General features: G+C 70.1%; 15 protein-coding genes. 6 read left to right on the top strand and 9 right to left on the bottom strand.

What is annotated here, in order from left to right:
* Positions 1 to 80 precede the first annotated feature (80 nt).
* The 3 genes from DKM19_RS10945 to DKM19_RS10935 all read right to left on the bottom strand — a co-directional run bounded on the left by DKM19_RS10945 (position 81) and on the right by DKM19_RS10935 (position 1,536).
* Positions 81 to 308 (bottom strand): ferredoxin family protein, encoded by a 228-nt coding sequence (locus tag DKM19_RS10945; RefSeq protein ID WP_089205198.1) that lies wholly within the window; start codon positions 306 to 308, stop codon positions 81 to 83.
* A complete protein-coding gene (locus DKM19_RS10940) occupies positions 299 to 1,081 on the bottom strand; it encodes a GntR family transcriptional regulator (protein ID WP_110695605.1) in 783 nt (260 codons plus the stop codon). Before DKM19_RS10940 ends, DKM19_RS10945 begins: the two co-directional genes overlap by 10 nt.
* A 233-nt stretch (positions 1,082 to 1,314) precedes the next feature.
* The gene (locus DKM19_RS10935) at positions 1,315 to 1,536 is read right to left on the bottom strand and encodes a DUF6158 family protein (protein WP_089205200.1); all 222 of its coding nucleotides are present in this window, start codon (positions 1,534 to 1,536) and stop codon (positions 1,315 to 1,317) included.
* 144 nt (positions 1,537 to 1,680) lie between these two features.
* On the opposite strand from DKM19_RS10935, the gene DKM19_RS10930 reads away from it, so the two are divergent.
* The 6 genes from DKM19_RS10930 (at position 1,681) to DKM19_RS10905 (ending at position 8,490) form a co-directional block, all read left to right on the top strand.
* Entirely contained in the window at positions 1,681 to 2,640 is a 960-nt protein-coding gene (locus tag DKM19_RS10930; protein ID WP_110695604.1) for a LysR family transcriptional regulator, read from the top strand.
* 105 nt (positions 2,641 to 2,745) lie between these two features.
* Positions 2,746 to 4,257 (top strand): S1 family peptidase, encoded by a 1,512-nt coding sequence (locus DKM19_RS10925; protein WP_110695603.1) that lies wholly within the window; start codon positions 2,746 to 2,748, stop codon positions 4,255 to 4,257.
* Positions 4,258 to 4,414: 157 nt separating this feature from the next.
* The gene (locus tag DKM19_RS10920) at positions 4,415 to 5,878 is read left to right on the top strand and encodes a hypothetical protein (RefSeq protein WP_110695602.1); all 1,464 of its coding nucleotides are present in this window, start codon (positions 4,415 to 4,417) and stop codon (positions 5,876 to 5,878) included.
* Positions 5,879 to 5,987: 109 nt separating this feature from the next.
* Complete coding sequence (locus DKM19_RS10915; RefSeq protein WP_239514189.1) at positions 5,988 to 7,358, top strand: FAD-binding oxidoreductase; 1,371 nt, start codon at positions 5,988 to 5,990, stop codon at positions 7,356 to 7,358.
* A 14-nt stretch (positions 7,359 to 7,372) separates the two neighbouring features.
* Positions 7,373 to 7,756 (top strand): VOC family protein, encoded by a 384-nt coding sequence (locus DKM19_RS10910; RefSeq protein ID WP_110695601.1) that lies wholly within the window; start codon positions 7,373 to 7,375, stop codon positions 7,754 to 7,756.
* 224 nt (positions 7,757 to 7,980) lie between these two features.
* Entirely contained in the window at positions 7,981 to 8,490 is a 510-nt protein-coding gene (locus DKM19_RS10905; RefSeq protein ID WP_110695600.1) for a DinB family protein, read from the top strand.
* A 35-nt stretch (positions 8,491 to 8,525) separates the two neighbouring features.
* Here the strand turns inward: DKM19_RS10905 and DKM19_RS52495 are convergent, their stop codons facing one another.
* The 6 genes from DKM19_RS52495 to DKM19_RS10880 form a co-directional block, all read right to left on the bottom strand.
* Positions 8,526 to 8,654 carry a hypothetical protein gene (locus tag DKM19_RS52495; RefSeq protein WP_255415514.1) on the bottom strand — a complete coding sequence of 43 codons (129 nt, stop codon included), beginning with the start codon at positions 8,652 to 8,654 and terminating at the stop codon, positions 8,526 to 8,528.
* Positions 8,655 to 8,701: 47 nt separating this feature from the next.
* Positions 8,702 to 9,541 carry a sugar phosphate isomerase/epimerase gene (locus DKM19_RS10900; RefSeq protein WP_110705637.1) on the bottom strand — a complete coding sequence of 280 codons (840 nt, stop codon included), beginning with the start codon at positions 9,539 to 9,541 and terminating at the stop codon, positions 8,702 to 8,704.
* Between the two features lie 154 nt (positions 9,542 to 9,695).
* Entirely contained in the window at positions 9,696 to 10,904 is a 1,209-nt protein-coding gene (locus DKM19_RS10895) for an ABC transporter substrate-binding protein (RefSeq protein ID WP_110695599.1), read from the bottom strand.
* Between the two features lie 132 nt (positions 10,905 to 11,036).
* On the bottom strand, positions 11,037 to 11,975 hold the full coding sequence (locus tag DKM19_RS10890) for an ABC transporter permease (protein ID WP_110695598.1): 939 nt from the start codon (positions 11,973 to 11,975) through the stop codon (positions 11,037 to 11,039).
* Complete coding sequence (locus DKM19_RS10885; protein WP_239514188.1) at positions 11,972 to 12,961, bottom strand: ABC transporter permease; 990 nt, start codon at positions 12,959 to 12,961, stop codon at positions 11,972 to 11,974. Before DKM19_RS10885 ends, DKM19_RS10890 begins: the two co-directional genes overlap by 4 nt.
* Positions 12,958 to 14,391, bottom strand: a complete 1,434-nt coding sequence (locus DKM19_RS10880) for a sugar ABC transporter ATP-binding protein (protein ID WP_110695597.1) — start codon at positions 14,389 to 14,391, stop codon at positions 12,958 to 12,960. Before DKM19_RS10880 ends, DKM19_RS10885 begins: the two co-directional genes overlap by 4 nt.
* Positions 14,392 to 14,607 lie beyond the last annotated feature (216 nt).

Below are 14,607 nucleotides of genomic sequence, written 5' to 3'. Positions count from 1 at the left end.
AGTCCGCGCGGCCGGCATGGGGATCGCGCGGTTCGGCGGGCAGGGTGGCGACCGCGGTCGCCACCCACGCGCGCGGCCTTTCAGCGCAGCAGGTAGGGGATGTTGATGGTGACGGCGTCCACGGGGCACCGGTCGGCGCACGGCCCGCAGTACCAGCACTCGTCGACGTGCATGTACGCCTTGCCCGTCTCGTCGCTGATCGCGAGTGAGTCGAGCGGGCAGACGTCGACGCAGAGCGTGCAGCCGTCGATGCAGAGTGCCTCGTCGATGGTCACCGGGACCTCGACGCGCTGAGTGATCATGGCCATGTCTTCTCCATCGAGTCGTTCGGGGAGCGCCGCAGGTGGCCGCGCATGGTCAGGCGGTCGCCGCGGAAGCGGATGAACTCCAGATCCACCGGTCGCCCGTCGGCCAGGTGGGCGAGCCGTTCGACCATCAGCAGTGCCACGCCGCGCGGGGCGCCGAGCACGGCCGCGGTGTGCGCGTCGGCGTTGACGGCCTCCAGGCTCAGCTCGGCCAGCCCGAGCCGCTGCCCGGCGATCCGCTCCAGGAGCACGAAGATGTCGTTGTGCTCCAGGTCCGCGTCGAACAGCGGTTCGCCGACGTCGCGGACGAGGTAGGTCAGGTCGAGCGAGAGCGGCAGCCCGTTGAGCCGGCGCAGGCGCTCGACGTAGACGACCGGCTCTCCCAAGGCCAGACCCAACCGCCCGCTGACCGCCGGGGGCGGTTCGATGAGAGACATCGCGCGGACCTCGTTGGTCACCTCGCCGTGCTCGTGGAGGACCTCGGCGAGTCCGAGCAGCCGGTGCAGGCCGTGCGGATACTTCTCGCCCGAGACCGTGGTGCCCACACCGGGACAGCGCTCGATCAGCCCCTCGTCCCGCAGCAGGTCAAGCGCGTCGCGGACGGTGTTGCGCGAGGTGCCGAACTCGCGGGCGAGCGCGGCCTCCAGCGGCAGCTGCCCTCCGCCGAACCGCCCGTGCGCGATCTCCCCGCGCAGGAGGTCCGCCACCTGCCGGGCCCGGTCGGCCCTGGGGCGCCGTCCGTCCGCGAGCGCCGGTACGGCAGTCACCTTGTCCATGCACACAACCCTAGCTACCAGGTAGGAAAATAAGGGTAACGTTCGGATTGCGCCACCTCGGGCACCAAAAAAAGGTCCCCCACCTGGCGAAACGCGTCACCAGACGGGAGACCCGCCACCCTGCGAGCTCAATATCTCAGGCCCGATCACGGGATCGGGCACAGCCCGATACCCCAAGCCGCCGACCGCAGGGCCGAGGACGGCTCGACAGTTCATCGTGAGATCGGGGACGGTCAGCGCAGCCGGGCGCCCGCCCGCAGTCGCTCGGGATCGACATCCCGGGCGGGGTGGCGGCGCAGATACTCCTGCTCCAGCTCCTCGGACCGCGTGGTGTGGTTGGCGAGCGCCTCATCGGAACCGTGCATGAGCGTCTCCGTCCGGGTCGCGTGCAGTTGTCGCAGCTCACGGAAGAGGTCATCCTCGGACAGGTCCTTCGGATCAATTCCCATCGTCATAGGACTCGCCTACCCCGTCACGGCCCACCTTCACCTCCCAGCCACCTCGGCGATGCTTCCTGTTGGAACGATTCGACGAAAATCCGTCAGATTTCGTGACACATTTGCATTGCGGGCATACCGATGTGGCCTTACGTTCCCGGTATGGACCTCGAGCTCCGACACCTCAAGATCGTCCGCGCGGTCGCCGATGCCGGGAGCGTCACCAAGGCGGCCACCAACCTAGGTCTGGCCCAGCCTGCGCTGACAGCGCAGCTCAAACGCATAGAGCGGGTGCTCGGCGGTGCTCTTTTCGAACGCGACCACAACGGCGCACGGGCCACGCCTCTCGGGGAGCTGGTGCTGTCCCGGGCGATGGTGCTGCTGCCCGCCGCCCGGGAGCTTCAGGAGGAGGCGGTCCGGTTCGCCAACGCGAGCGTGGACGTCCCCAGATACCGGCTGGGCGCCACCAACGGCCCGATCCTGGGCGGACTGGTGGACCGGCTCGCCACGGCATGGCCGACGACGCCGGTGAGCACCCACACCTCCTGGTCGGCCAAGGAGCTCACCACGATGGTCATGCTCGGCCGGGTCGACTTCGCGATCATCGGCGCCTGCGGGGAGAGCTCGCCTCCGGTGGAGGGACCGGTGGCGTGGCTGACCGTGGGGACGGATCCGGTCTTCGTCCTGCTGAACGAGGACCACGCCCTGGCGGGCAGGAAGGAGGTCGAGCTGGCCGAGCTGGCCGACGAGCAGTGGACGGTCACCCCCGGTGACAGCTGCTTCGGCGACTGCTTCGCCACGGCCTGCGCCCGCTCGGGTTTCACGCCCAAGACCATCTACGAGACCGATGTGGCCACGTGCATGCACCTGGCCAAGGTCGGCCGTGCCGTGGCCCTGTGCCAGGCGACCTTCCAGCCGGCCGAGGGCCTGGCGCTGGTGCCGCTCACCGGCGCCCCGCTGCGCTGGCGGCAGCTGCTCGGCTGGCATCCGGAGACGTCCACCGCCGGAGTCGTATCGACGATATTCGAGCACGCGAAGGCCGCCCACACCGACGCGGTACGGCGGAGCAGGCGATATGCCGTCTGGCTGGCCGACAATCCCGGCTTCGGTACCTCTCCGTAACGTGATGATCTCTCCATAACGTGGCGATAGGTGACATCTGATAGAGCCGTGCCTCATGTGAACACCGTTACGTTTGCGCCACCCCCCACATGAGGAGATCAACCCATGCTCCGCAGAAGTGCCGTGACGGCGGGCTTCGCGCTCGCCCTCACACTGGTGGCCACCCCCGCCATCGCCCAGACGGGGCCCGGCGGAGAAACCGCCGCCCCCACAGCGTTCGCCCAGGCGCAGGCCCAGGCCGCAGCCGCCGCCCAGCCCGCACCCGCCATGATCGAAGGACTCACGCGCGACCTCGGAATCACCGCCGAGCAGGCCGCGACCCGTCTGATCAACGAGGCCGCCGCCGCCAAGGTCGGGCCCGCCCTCCGCGAGCAGCTCGCCGCCGGCTTCGCCGGGGCCTGGGTGACCGGCGCCACCTCCACCTTCGTGGTCGCCACCAGCGACTCGACGAAGGTCACCTCCATTCTCCGCGCCGGTGCCGAGGCCAAGCTCGTCAAGCACTCGCTGGCCGCGCTCGACGCCGCCAACGCGCAGCTCGACGCCGCCGCCGGCACGTCGAAGTCGGTGCCCTCCTGGTACGTCGACCTCCAGAGCAACAGCGTCGTGGTGCTGGCGGCCGACCCCGCCGCCGCCGAGGCGTTCGTGAACGCCAGCGGCGCCGACAAGTCCCTGATCCGCGTTGAGGCCTCCACCGAGCAGCCCCGGCCGCTCTACGACGTCCGCGGCGGCGACGCCTACTACATCGGCAGCGGCTCCCGCTGCTCGGTCGGCTTCTCGGTCACCCGCGGCACCCAGGGCGGCTTCGCCAGCGCCGGTCACTGCGGCACCGCCGGAGCCACCACCAGGGGCTCCAACCAGGTCGCGCAGGGCACCTTCCAGGCCTCCTCCTTCCCCGGCAACGACTACTCCTGGGTCGCGGTCAACTCCAACTGGACCCCGACCGGCGTCGTGAACGGCTACACCAACGGCATCGTCCAGGTCGGCGGATCCACCGACGCGGCCGTGGGCTCGTCGGTCTGCCGGGCGGGCTCGACCACCGGCTGGCACTGCGGCACCATCCAGGCCCGCAACGCCAGCGTCACCTACCCCGAGGGCACCATCACCGGCCTGATCCGCACCAGCGTGTGCGCCGAGCCCGGCGACTCCGGCGGCTCCCTCATCTCCGGCAGCCAGGCGCAGGGCGTCACCTCCGGCGGATCGGGCAACTGCACCTCCGGCGGCACGACCTACTTCCAGCCGATCAACGAGATCCTGCAGGCCTACGGACTCACCCTGACCACCGGCGGAACCACCCCGCCGCCCACCGGCGGGTGCACCGGCTACCAGAACACCTACACCGGCACCCTGACCTCCAACCAGAGCGCCTACGCGACGAGCAGCACCGGCTACAGCGCCGCCGCCGGCGTGCAGCGCGTCTGCCTTGACGGTCCGACCGGCACCGACTTCGACATCTACCTGCAGAAGCTGAGCGGCTCCACCTGGACCAACGTGGCCAGCGGGGCCACCGCCAGCCCCGACGAGGCCTTCACCTACACCGGCACCGCGGGCACCTACCGCGTCCGGGTCCACGCCTACAGCGGCTCCGGCGCCTTCCGCCTGGGCCTGACCAGGCCGTAGGAACTCCCAGGGCCGACCAGGCCACGAGCGGCCCTGGGCCTGACCAGGCCATAAGCGCCCAGGGTCGACGGTGAGCCAAGCGCCGCCGCCGCTTCCGTGAACTCTCACGGGGGCGGCGGCGGTGCCGTCATGCCCCCGGGTCGAGAACAATGGATGGATGAGCGAGCTTCTGACGTTGAGCGAGGGCGCGGTGCTGACGCACCTCGTCACCCGGGCCGAGCTGACGGACGGGGTGCTGCTGGCCGCCGACGACCTTCGGTTGTGGGCACGGCTGGCCGACGGCGCGGGAGTGCCGCTGGCCGTGGGCGGCCTGGTCCGGACCTCGATCGACACGGGCGCGCCGGTCCTGACCGGGCCCGAGGGCTGGCTGGCCGGGGTGAAGCCGGAGGACATGATCGCGCTGCGCCTGCGCGACGGCACCTTCGAGCTGTCCATCACCGAACTGGCCGATTTCCCCGCCGAACGGACGATCCGGGTCGTCCAGGAGTTCGGGGAGCAGGCACTGGACGGGCTGCGCGCCTTCGCCGAAGGGCTCGAGCCCAGCCCCGGCGTGCCGATCGACGTCGTGGTCCTGGAGTTGCTGATGAAGGCTCCCGAGACGTTCGCCGACCCACTCCCCCCGCTGGCCCCGCTGCTCCGCAACGCCTCCCTGGAGTTGCACGGAGGCCGGGTGGGCATCGTGGGCGCGCCGTGGGACCCCGCGTCGGTCGCGGACCTCACCTCGCTCGACATCATCAGGCTGACCCTGGTGCGCAGCGCGCTGCGCACCTACGACGAGGGCAACGACCTGTCCAAGGCGATCACCTACCTGTCCCGTTCCGAGGTCGTGCTCGCGAAGATCGCCGATGAGGTGGAGCGCGAGCCCCTCGGCCCGGCGCTGATCGAGGCGCTCCCCCGCACCGAACCGGCCGCGCTGCTGCTGATCGCCAGGTCGGCCGAGGGTGAGGGCCGCTCGTTCGAGGCGGCGGAGCTCATCTCCGAGGCGCTCTTCGCCGCTCCCGATCTTGCCCTGGCCCAGCAGGACGCGGCCGAGTACGCCGCGTGCCGTACCGACCCCGACGCCCCGCTGCCCGAGCGGTCCGCGCACCTGTTCCGGCAGTTGCACACCTACCTCTACCGCCCGGCCCGGAGGAGCCTGCTCGACGACCTGATCGGGCTGAGCGTCAGGGTGGCCGAGCCCGCCCTGGCCGACCTGGCGCTGTTCGAGAACGACGTGGTCGGCGAGTTCCTGGACGCGCGGGGAGAGTGGCTGCGCGACGACGAGACGGCGCTGCTGGAGTCCTGGCGGCGGACGCCGCTGCGCCTGTGGGAGGTCCTCGACGTCGCCGGGGAGGAGATCACCGTACGCGAGGGCGAGGAGCGGGTGACGCTGACCGACGAGCTGCTCTCCCAGCAGGCGCTGCCCGGCGACCTGATGCTGACCAGGCTGCTGGACGACGGGGCGGGCCCGCACGTGTTCGGCCACCCGTTCAAGATCGACCCCGAACGCCGGGAGGAGATGCTCGCCCTGCTCACCGACCCCGTCGACCCCTACGCGGTGGCCGCCTTCTTCAGGCGCCCGCGCCGGGCGGGGACTTCTCCCGAGAACGGCGACGGCCCGGTCTCCGGTTCCGGGTCCTGAGCCGGGACGCGGGCCTGCGTCCGCGGCAGCACGCTCCCCGGTCGGCACCGTCACACCGCGAGCCGGCCTGATCCGGCGTGTGGACGTGTCCGATTCCTACAAGACCGGGATGACCGCCGTCACTAGCCTCACCTGGATGAACGATTTCACGGGCCCGGTCTTCCAGCCGGGCGACGGCGGTTACGACGGGGAACGGTCGGGGTTCAACCTCGCCGTCGAACACCGTCCGGCCCTCATCGTCGGGGCGACCTGCGCGGAGGACGTACGGGCCGCGGTGACCACGGCCGCCTCCCGCGACCTTCCCGTGGCGGTGCTGGCGACCGGGCACGGGCCCGCCGTCACGGCCGACGACGCCGTGCTCGTCAACACGCGGCGGATGGACGGCGTCCAGGTCGACGCGGCGGCCGCGACCGCCCGGGTCGAGGCCGGGGTGCGCTGGCAGCGGGTGCTGGAGGCGACCACGCCGTACGGGCTGGCTCCCCTGAACGGATCGAGCCCCAACGTCGGCGCGGTCGGCTACACGCTCGGCGGCGGGGCGGGCCTGCTCGGCCGCCGTTACGGCTACGCCGCCGACCACGTGCGCGGGTTCGAGGTCGTGACCGCCGACGGACGGCTGCGGCAGGTGTCGGCCGATCTCGAACCGGACCTGTTCTGGGCGCTGCGCGGCGGAAAGGGCAACTTCGGGGTGGTCGTCGCCATGGAGATCGACCTTTTCCCGGTCGCACGCCTGTACGGAGGAGGGCTGTACTTCCCCGCCGAGGCGACCTCGGATGTCCTGCACGCCTACGCCGAGTGGGCGGCGGCCGTACCCGAGGAGATGGCGTCCTCGGTCATGCTGATCCACTACCCGGACGATCCCGCCGTGCCCGGATCATTGCGCGGCCGTTTTGTCACCCACGTGCGGATCGCCCACAGCGGCCCCGCGGAGGAGGGCGAACGGCTGACCCGGCGACTGCGCGACCTCGGCCCCCGGCTGCTCGACACCGTCGGCGAGATGCCGTACGCCCAGGTCGGATCCATCCACCACGAGCCGACCGAACCCGCCGCCGCCTACGACACGAACGTCCTGCTCGGCCACCTGGACGCGCACGCCGTCGACACGTTGGTGTCGCTGGCGGGACCGGAGGCCGACGCCCCGTTCGTCGTCGAGCTGCGCCACTTCGGCGGCGCCTACGCCCGGCCGCCCGCCGTGCCGAACGCGGTCGGCGGACGCGACGCGGCCTTCTCCCTCTACTCCGGTTCGCTCCTCGATCCGGACCGGATCGAGGAGAACCGGCTCGCGCACGGCACGCTGAACGACAAGATGCGGCCCTGGTGCACCGGCGGTTCCTTCGCCAACTTCCTGGGCATCGACGACGTCGGCGTCGAGCGGGTCCGGACCGCCTACACGCCGGCGGACTTCACCCGCCTCACCGAGGTGAAGTCGCGCTACGACCCGCAGAACCTGTTCCGGATCAACCACAACATCCCACCACGTTGAAGGGGCGACCCAAGATGCACGCCAAGATTGATCTCATCGGCCTCGTCGTCCAGGACATGGCCCGTTCCCTGGCCTTCTACCGTCACCTCGGACTCGACCTGCCGCCCGAGGCGGACGCGTCGCCGCACGCCGAGGTGGAACTGCCCGGCGGCCTGCGCCTCGCCTGGGACACCGAGGACACCGTCCGGTCGTTCGATCCGGCCTGGGAACGGCCCACCGGCGGCCACCGCATCGCACTGGCCTTCAGGCTGGACTCCCCCTCCGAGGTCGACGCCGCGTACGGCAAGCTCACCGGGCTCGGCTACCACGGCCACAAGGAACCCTGGGACGCGGTCTGGGGCCAGCGGTACGCCATCGTCCACGACCCCGACGGCAACGCCGTCGATCTCTTCGCCTGAGGCGGGCGGCACCGGGCGGCCGCGTCAGGACGGCCCTCGTTCCGAGGGTGTGCTTTCCACACGACCTGAGCTCAGCGGCTTCCCGGTGGTCGGCGTCGCCGGTCGGTCCTGGAACGGCGCGGTGCTCGTCCTACCTTGGTCCGGGCAGGCGACCCTCAACGAGGGTTGACCGATAAGAGTAGGTTCTGCCCTTTGAGCTGAAGCCTGGACGAGGAGCGAGACCCGTGACCACCGACAATCGCGTAGGACCCCCGAACTTCGGCAGCGAACGTGAAATGCTGCGGGCCTTCCTCGACTACCAGCGCGCGACCCTCGCCATGAAGTGCGAGGGACTCACCGATGAGGAGCTCCGGCGGCAGTCGATGCCGCCGTCGACGCTTTCGCTGCTTGGCCTGGTGCGGCACATGGCGGAGGTGGAGCGGACCTGGTTCCGCCGGGTGTTCGAGGACAACGACGCCCCGATGGTCTGGTCCGACAAGATCGACTTTCAGGCGGCGTACGATGCCAGGAATTCGACCAGGGCCGAGGCGTTCACGGCCTGGGAGGCGGAGGTCGAGAACTCACGCCGCGTCGAGCGGGAGGCCGAGTCCCTGGATCTGTCCGGGCACCAGCCGAGGTGGGGCGAGGACGTGTCGCTGCGGATGGTGATGGTGCACGTGCTTCTGGAGTACGGCCGCCACAACGGGCACGCGGACTTTCTCCGCGAGGGTGTCGACGGGACCGTAGGCGCTTGAGCGAAAAGGGGCGGCCCAGGGATGGGCCGCCCCCTCTACACGCCGATGGCGAACGCCTTCGAGCCGGGCTCGCCCGCGCGCAGGGCTTCGCCGAGCATGGGGGCGAAGCCTCGCGGCCGGTCTTGGATCGGTAGCGGATCGACGTAGAAGGTGCGGATACCCACGACCTCCCCACCTCCATCCGCCGTCGGACCCGTCATCCGATCCGGTCTCAGAGACCCCGGAGGAAGGCCAGGCCGTCGGTGGCCAGGAGGTCCTGGCTGGCGGCGAGGGGGCGCCAGACCGAGGCGGCGGTGGCGATCGAGCGGTTGTGCGCGGTGAAGGACTCGATGCAGAGCGGGCCCCGGTAGTCCACCGCGTGCAGCGCCTCGACGAGGGCCGGCCAGTCCAGGTGGTCGGCTCCCGGAGCGCCCCGGTCGTTGGCGCAGACCTGCACGTGCGCGACCAGCTCCCCGGCCCGCCGTACGGCCGCCGCCGGATCCCGCTCCTCGATGTTCATGTGGTAGACGTCCAGCGCGAGGCCGACCCCGGGGATCCCGCCGACCGCCTCGACGGCCTGCTCCACCGTGTTGATCAGGCTGGTCTCGTATCGGTTGAGGGGCTCGACGGCGACCGTCACCCCACGCTCCGCCGCGTACTCCCCGACCGGGGTCAGGTTCTTGCGCAGTTCGGCGTAGCACGCCCGCCGTTCCTCGTCCGACATCCGCCAGGTCCGCCCGACCGACGCGTAGGCCGGGCCCCCGATGGTCGGACTCCCCACCGCCACGGCGGCGTCCACGCATCGACGCAGGTACTCCTGGGTCGACCTGACCGTCTCGGCATCGGTCGCGACGAGCTCCCTGCCGGGCGGCATGACCAGCACCACCGACGCCTTCAGGCCGAGCTCCTCCAGCAGGCCGGCCGCCCATTTGGGATCCCAGTCACCGACCTGCTCCACCGGCAGCTCGATCACGTCGAACCCCCAGGCGGCCACCTTCGGCGCCAGCCGTACGAGATCCTCGCCCGTCAGCGGCGAGACCCACACCCACGTGTTGACTCCGATCGAGAACACCGGCAACCCCTTTTCCTCGTGAACACGTGCCGTCCCATGACAGGTGACCGCCGCGCCGTGACCCCACAGACGTGGGGTCACGGCGCGGCGGACGGTCGGGGAGGAGACGGCGCCCGGCCCCGGGCGCCGCCTCCTCCCCACTGGCGGATCAGCCCTACTTGCCACCCCACTTGGCGGGGAAGTCAGGCAGGTCCTCGCAGCCGCAGAGCGCGTAGTGGAGCGGCGGCATGTTGGGCTGGAGGTAGGTGTCCAGGCTCTCGGAAGTGATCTTGGGCTGGGGAAGCTTCCACCTCTTGGGCACTTCCTCACCCTTGAGGATCTTCAGGGCGGCGATGACCGGGGTGCGCCACTGGTAGGTGGGGTAGGTCGGCGCGATGGCCGTGAGCCCGCCGTCCTTCCACTTCTGCAGGAAGTCCTGCTGGTCCTCGCCGACGATCGCCGGCACCGGCTGGCCGGCGTCCTCGAAGGCCTCGATCGCGGCCACGGCGGTCGCGCCCGCGTCCATCCAGATGCCGTCGATCTTGCCGTGGCGCTGGATGTAGTCACTCACGATGCTCTTGGTCTTCGCGGCGTCGCCGTCGGTGAACTCGACCCCGACCACGTTGAGCTGGCTCTTGTCGAAGGACACCTTGGCCGCCGACCAGCGGGTCTCCAGCACGTCGACGCCCGGCAGGATCCGCAGCGCGAGGATCTTCCCGCCCGCGGGCACCTTCTCGACCAGGAACTCGGCGCCGTCGGCACCGAAGGCGTAGCCGCCGATCGGGTTGATGAACGTCACCGGGCAGTCGGTCTCCACGCCGCGGTCGAAGACGATCACCGGGATCTTGGGACAGGCGCCGGTCACCGCGGGGGTCAGCGTCGCCGTCGTGTTGGGCGAGACGATGAGCGCGTCACAGTCCTGGCCGACCAGCTCGGCGATGTCGGAGATCTGCTTGTCGTCCTTGCCCTCCGCGTCGAGGGCGGTGAACTTGGTGATCTCCTTGTGCAGGGCCACCTCGGCCTGCATCGTCTTCCAGCCCACCTGCCGCCACGGGTTGTTGACGGCGGCGTTGGAGAAGCAGAGGTGGTACGGCCCGTCCTTCTTGTACTTGGCGGTGTCGATCATCTCCGGAGCGATGGCCTGCTCCCACGGCTTGTCCGCGGGCCCCTCCGCGTTCTGGGTGCGCATGGCGAGCTCGGCGTCGAAGTCCGCCTGGACGAAGAACTTCGACTGCTCTCCCGTTCCCGACGACGCGGCGGCGGCCGGAGCCGACGTCGAGGCGCCCGGGGCGGTGGCGGTCGCCGTCGGTTTGTCGCTGGCACATCCGGCGGCCAGTAACAGCGCGGAGGCTCCCGCGACGAGGGCCGCGATAGACCTGTTCAATGGAGGTCTCCTTTTTTTCTTAGGGGGTGTCTCTTGGTGAGGAGCGCTTTGGTGTGGAGCGTTCTACCGAGAGGGTTCGATCTCTTCGAGAGGTGCGTTCTGTCGAGGAACGCGTCCTTACCGGAGGCGCGTTCAAGCACGCGCCACACGTTTGAACGGAAGCCGTACGGCCCCCGCAGCGACCGCGGCGATGATGATCACGCCCTGGACCGCGTACTCCAGGGCCCCCGAGATTCCGTACAGGTTGAGCAGCGTGAACAGCGCTTCGAGCGTGAGCGCGCCGGCCATGGCCGCGACCACCGAACCGCGCCCGCCGCCCAGGGCTACCCCGCCGAGCACGACCGCCGTGATGGCCTGGAATTCCAGACCCTGTCCGACCTGGGCGGAGACCCCCGCGAAACCGCCGAGCAGGATGCCCGCGACGGCCGCCGCCAGGCCGGAGATGACAAAGGCGAGGATCCTGGTCCGGTTCACCCGGACGCCGGACAGCCCCGCCGCGCGCTCGTTGTCCCCGGTGGCCATGAGCCGCTTGCCGAAGTCGGAGCGCATGAGCATGATCGCCGCTCCGCCCATGACCAGCAGGATGAGCACCGACCAGGGCACCGCGCCGAGGTCTTTCCGGCCGAACATCCTGAACGTCTCCGACAGCGCGCCGCGCGGGGCGCCGCCCGTCCACAGGAAGACCGCGCCGGACAGCACGAGCATCATGCCGAGCGTGGTGATGAAGGACGGCACCCGAAGCCCGGTGGTGATCACCCCGTTGATCAGCCCGACCAGCAGCCCGATCACGATCAGCAGGGCCAGTACCCACCAGGTCGCCGTCTCGTCCCCGTCGATCAGCCGGGCGGCCACCACCACCTGCACCGTGACCAGCGACCCGACCGACAGGTCGAACTCCCCGGAGACGATCACGAAGTACTGCCCCGCCGCCAGGATGACCAGCGGCGCGGCGCGCTTGACGAACGCGAGGAACCCGGCGGGCTCCAGGAAGAACGGGTTGGCCGCGGCGATCAGCACCAGCAGCACGGCCAGCACGAGGAAGATGGGCCCCATGGACCTGAGGGCTCTCATCGGGATCGCCTCCTGACGGTACGGCGGGCATAAACGGCCACCGCGGCGACGATGACCACGCCGCGCACCACGTCCTTGAAGAACGCGTTGACCTCAAGCTGGTTGAAGATGCTGTCGAGCACGGCCAGCAGCAGTACCCCGCCGACCGTTCCGGGGACCCCGCCCTTGCCGCCGGCCAGGGCCGTGCCGCCGAGCACCACCGCGGCGATCGACTCCAGGTCGTAGCCGCCGTCGGTGCCGACCGTGGGCGCCCCCGCGCCGAGCCTGCCGGCCAGCAGCAGCCCGGCGATCCCGGCGCAGATCGAGCAGAGAACGTGAGTGGCGACGATGACCCTGCCGGTCCGCACCCCGGAGAGCCGGGCCACCTCCTCGTCCCCGCCGACCGCGTAGATCCGGTATCCGAGCCTCGTACGGCGGAGCAGGAACCACGCCGCGACGGCGACGGCCGCCCAGAGCAGCGCCGAGACCGGAACCGGCCCGAGCCTGTCGTAGCCGAGCCGCTGGAAGGACTCGGGCACGCTGCCGGACGGCCCGTCGTAGAGGTGGTCCACCACTCCCTTGATGATCAGCGCGACGCCGAGCGTCGCGATGAAGGCGTGCACGTGAAGCCGCGTGATGACCAGCCCGTTGACCAGGCCGATCAGCGCGCTCACCGCGATCACCGCCGCGACGGCCGGGAGGATCCCGCCGTCCTGCCCGGCCATGATCTCCGCCGCGACGAGCGACGTGAGACTGATCAGGTATGCCACCGACAGGTCCAGCGACCCGACCAGGATCGCCAGCGTCTGTCCCACCGCGACGATCCCCAGCGCGGCCGATCGTTGCTGGATGCCGACGACGGTCTCCAGAGTGAGGAAGTTCCCCCCGTCGACCGCCACCAGCACCCATCCGATGAGCAGGACGCCGATCAGGGCCAGATAGATGATCAGCGTCGAGCCGGTCACCTTCCCTCGGAGGGAGAAAGAGGTGAGGGTACGTTCGGTCACGGCGTCACCTCGCCGGCGGCCAAGTGCATGACGGTCTCCTCTGAGGGGCCGGCGGGAAGTGCTCCGGCGATGCGTCCGTCGCGCATCACGATGATGCGATCGCTCATGCCGATCAGTTCGGGGAGTTCGGAGGAGATCATCATGATCGCCATGCCGTCCTTGGCCAGCCCGCGCATGAGGTCGTGGATCGCGGCCTTGGCCCCCACGTCGACCCCCCGCGTGGGCTCGTCGAAGATCAGGATCTTGGGTGCCACAGTGATCCATTTGGCCAGCACGACCTTCTGCTGGTTGCCACCGGACAGGTAGCGGACCTCCTGCTCGGGTCGCGGTGGCTGGAGCCGTACCGACTCCAGGAGTTCCCGGATGTCGGTCCTGCCGCCTCGCCGTACCGAACGGGAGACCAGCAGGGCGTTGTCCCGCACCGACTGGCGCAGCGCGAGCCCCTCGGCCTTGCGGTCCTCGTTCACCAGCCCGATCCCGGCGGCCACGGCCTGCCGTACCGACCTGGGCCGCAGCGGGCTCATCGTGCCGCGCGTGAACGGCTCCGCACCGAAGATCGCCTTCGCCAGCTCGGTGCGGCCCGACCCCTGCAGCCCGGCCACCCCGAGGATCTCCCCCTCGCTCACCTGGAGGTCGATCCCGTCGAGTACGGCGTTGCCGCCGCCCCGGACGCTGAGCCGTACCTCACCGGTCTCGGTGCCGCGAGGCGGGAAGTAGGTGCCGAGGTCGCGGCCGACCATCAGCCTGACCAGCTCGTCGGAGGTGATGTCGGCGGTGTCCGCGGTCCTGACCAGCGCGCCGTCCTTCAGTACGGTCACCCGTTCGGCCAGGTCGAACACCTCCCGCAGCCGGTGGGAGATGTAGAGGACGGCGATCCCCCGCTCCCGCAACCGGGCGACCAGCCGGTAGAGCAGTTCCACCTCGTGCTCGGCCAGTGCCGCCGTGGGCTCGTCCATCACGATGATCCGGGCGTCCTGGGAGAGCGCCTTGAGAATCTCCACGACCTGCTGCTGGGCGATGGACAGGTGCCGGACCAGGTCGTGGGAGACGAAGGAGGTCTCACCGAGCTCCTTCAGCAGCCGCGTGGTGTCGGTCTCCATCGCGGTGCGGTCGACCAGCCCCCGCCGGACGGGCTCCCGTCCGAGGAAGACGTTCTCCGCGACGCTGCGCTCGGGCAGCAGGTTGAACTCCTGATAGATGATCGCGACCCCGGCGCGCTGGGCCTCGACGGGGTGGGCGAAGGAGACGGAGACGCCGTCGATCTCGACGCTGCCCTCATCGGGCGAGTGGACCCCAGCGAGGATCTTCATCAGCGTGGATTTCCCGGCGCCGTTCTCGCCCACGACGGCGTGCACCTCACCGGCGGCGACCTCCAGATTCACCCCGCTCAGCACGCGCACCCCGAGAAAACTCTTGGCGATACCGCGCATTCTGAGAATCACGACGCGCCCATTTCCCCGGGTAACACGACGGCGCCCATCCGCCCGGCCGGCGTCGGCCGGCCAAACGATCGATCATGAATACCTGCTCCCACCTGCGCCGACCCGCCGGCGGAGCAGTCCGTGGAGAGCCTGTGAACCGTGCCCGTAAATCCGGTCCCGGCAACACGCGGTCGTACTTGATTCGCCGGTAACCGTCCAATTTCC

This window comes from Streptosporangium sp. 'caverna', from assembly GCF_003203775.1.
Lineage (GTDB): Bacteria > Actinomycetota > Actinomycetes > Streptosporangiales > Streptosporangiaceae > Streptosporangium > Streptosporangium subroseum.
This window is presented reverse-complemented; position numbering and strand designations above follow the sequence as displayed.

Bases quoted from the DNA above. Each gene is read 5' to 3' on its own strand.
- DKM19_RS10915 (WP_239514189.1), top strand. From the start codon at position 5,988: ATGACCGCCGTCACTAGCCTCACCTGGATGAACGATTTCACGGGCCCG.
- DKM19_RS10880 (WP_110695597.1), bottom strand. From the start codon at position 14,391: ATGCGCGGTATCGCCAAGAGTTTTCTCGGGGTGCGCGTGCTGAGCGGG.
- DKM19_RS10890 (WP_110695598.1), bottom strand. From the start codon at position 11,975: ATGAGAGCCCTCAGGTCCATGGGGCCCATCTTCCTCGTGCTGGCCGTG.
- DKM19_RS10920 (WP_110695602.1), top strand. From the start codon at position 4,415: ATGAGCGAGCTTCTGACGTTGAGCGAGGGCGCGGTGCTGACGCACCTC.
- DKM19_RS10935 (WP_089205200.1), bottom strand. From the start codon at position 1,536: ATGACGATGGGAATTGATCCGAAGGACCTGTCCGAGGATGACCTCTTC.
- DKM19_RS10925 (WP_110695603.1), top strand. From the start codon at position 2,746: ATGCTCCGCAGAAGTGCCGTGACGGCGGGCTTCGCGCTCGCCCTCACA.
- DKM19_RS10910 (WP_110695601.1), top strand. From the start codon at position 7,373: ATGCACGCCAAGATTGATCTCATCGGCCTCGTCGTCCAGGACATGGCC.
- DKM19_RS10945 (WP_089205198.1), bottom strand. From the start codon at position 308: ATGGCCATGATCACTCAGCGCGTCGAGGTCCCGGTGACCATCGACGAG.
- DKM19_RS10930 (WP_110695604.1), top strand. From the start codon at position 1,681: ATGGACCTCGAGCTCCGACACCTCAAGATCGTCCGCGCGGTCGCCGAT.
- DKM19_RS10940 (WP_110695605.1), bottom strand. From the start codon at position 1,081: ATGGACAAGGTGACTGCCGTACCGGCGCTCGCGGACGGACGGCGCCCC.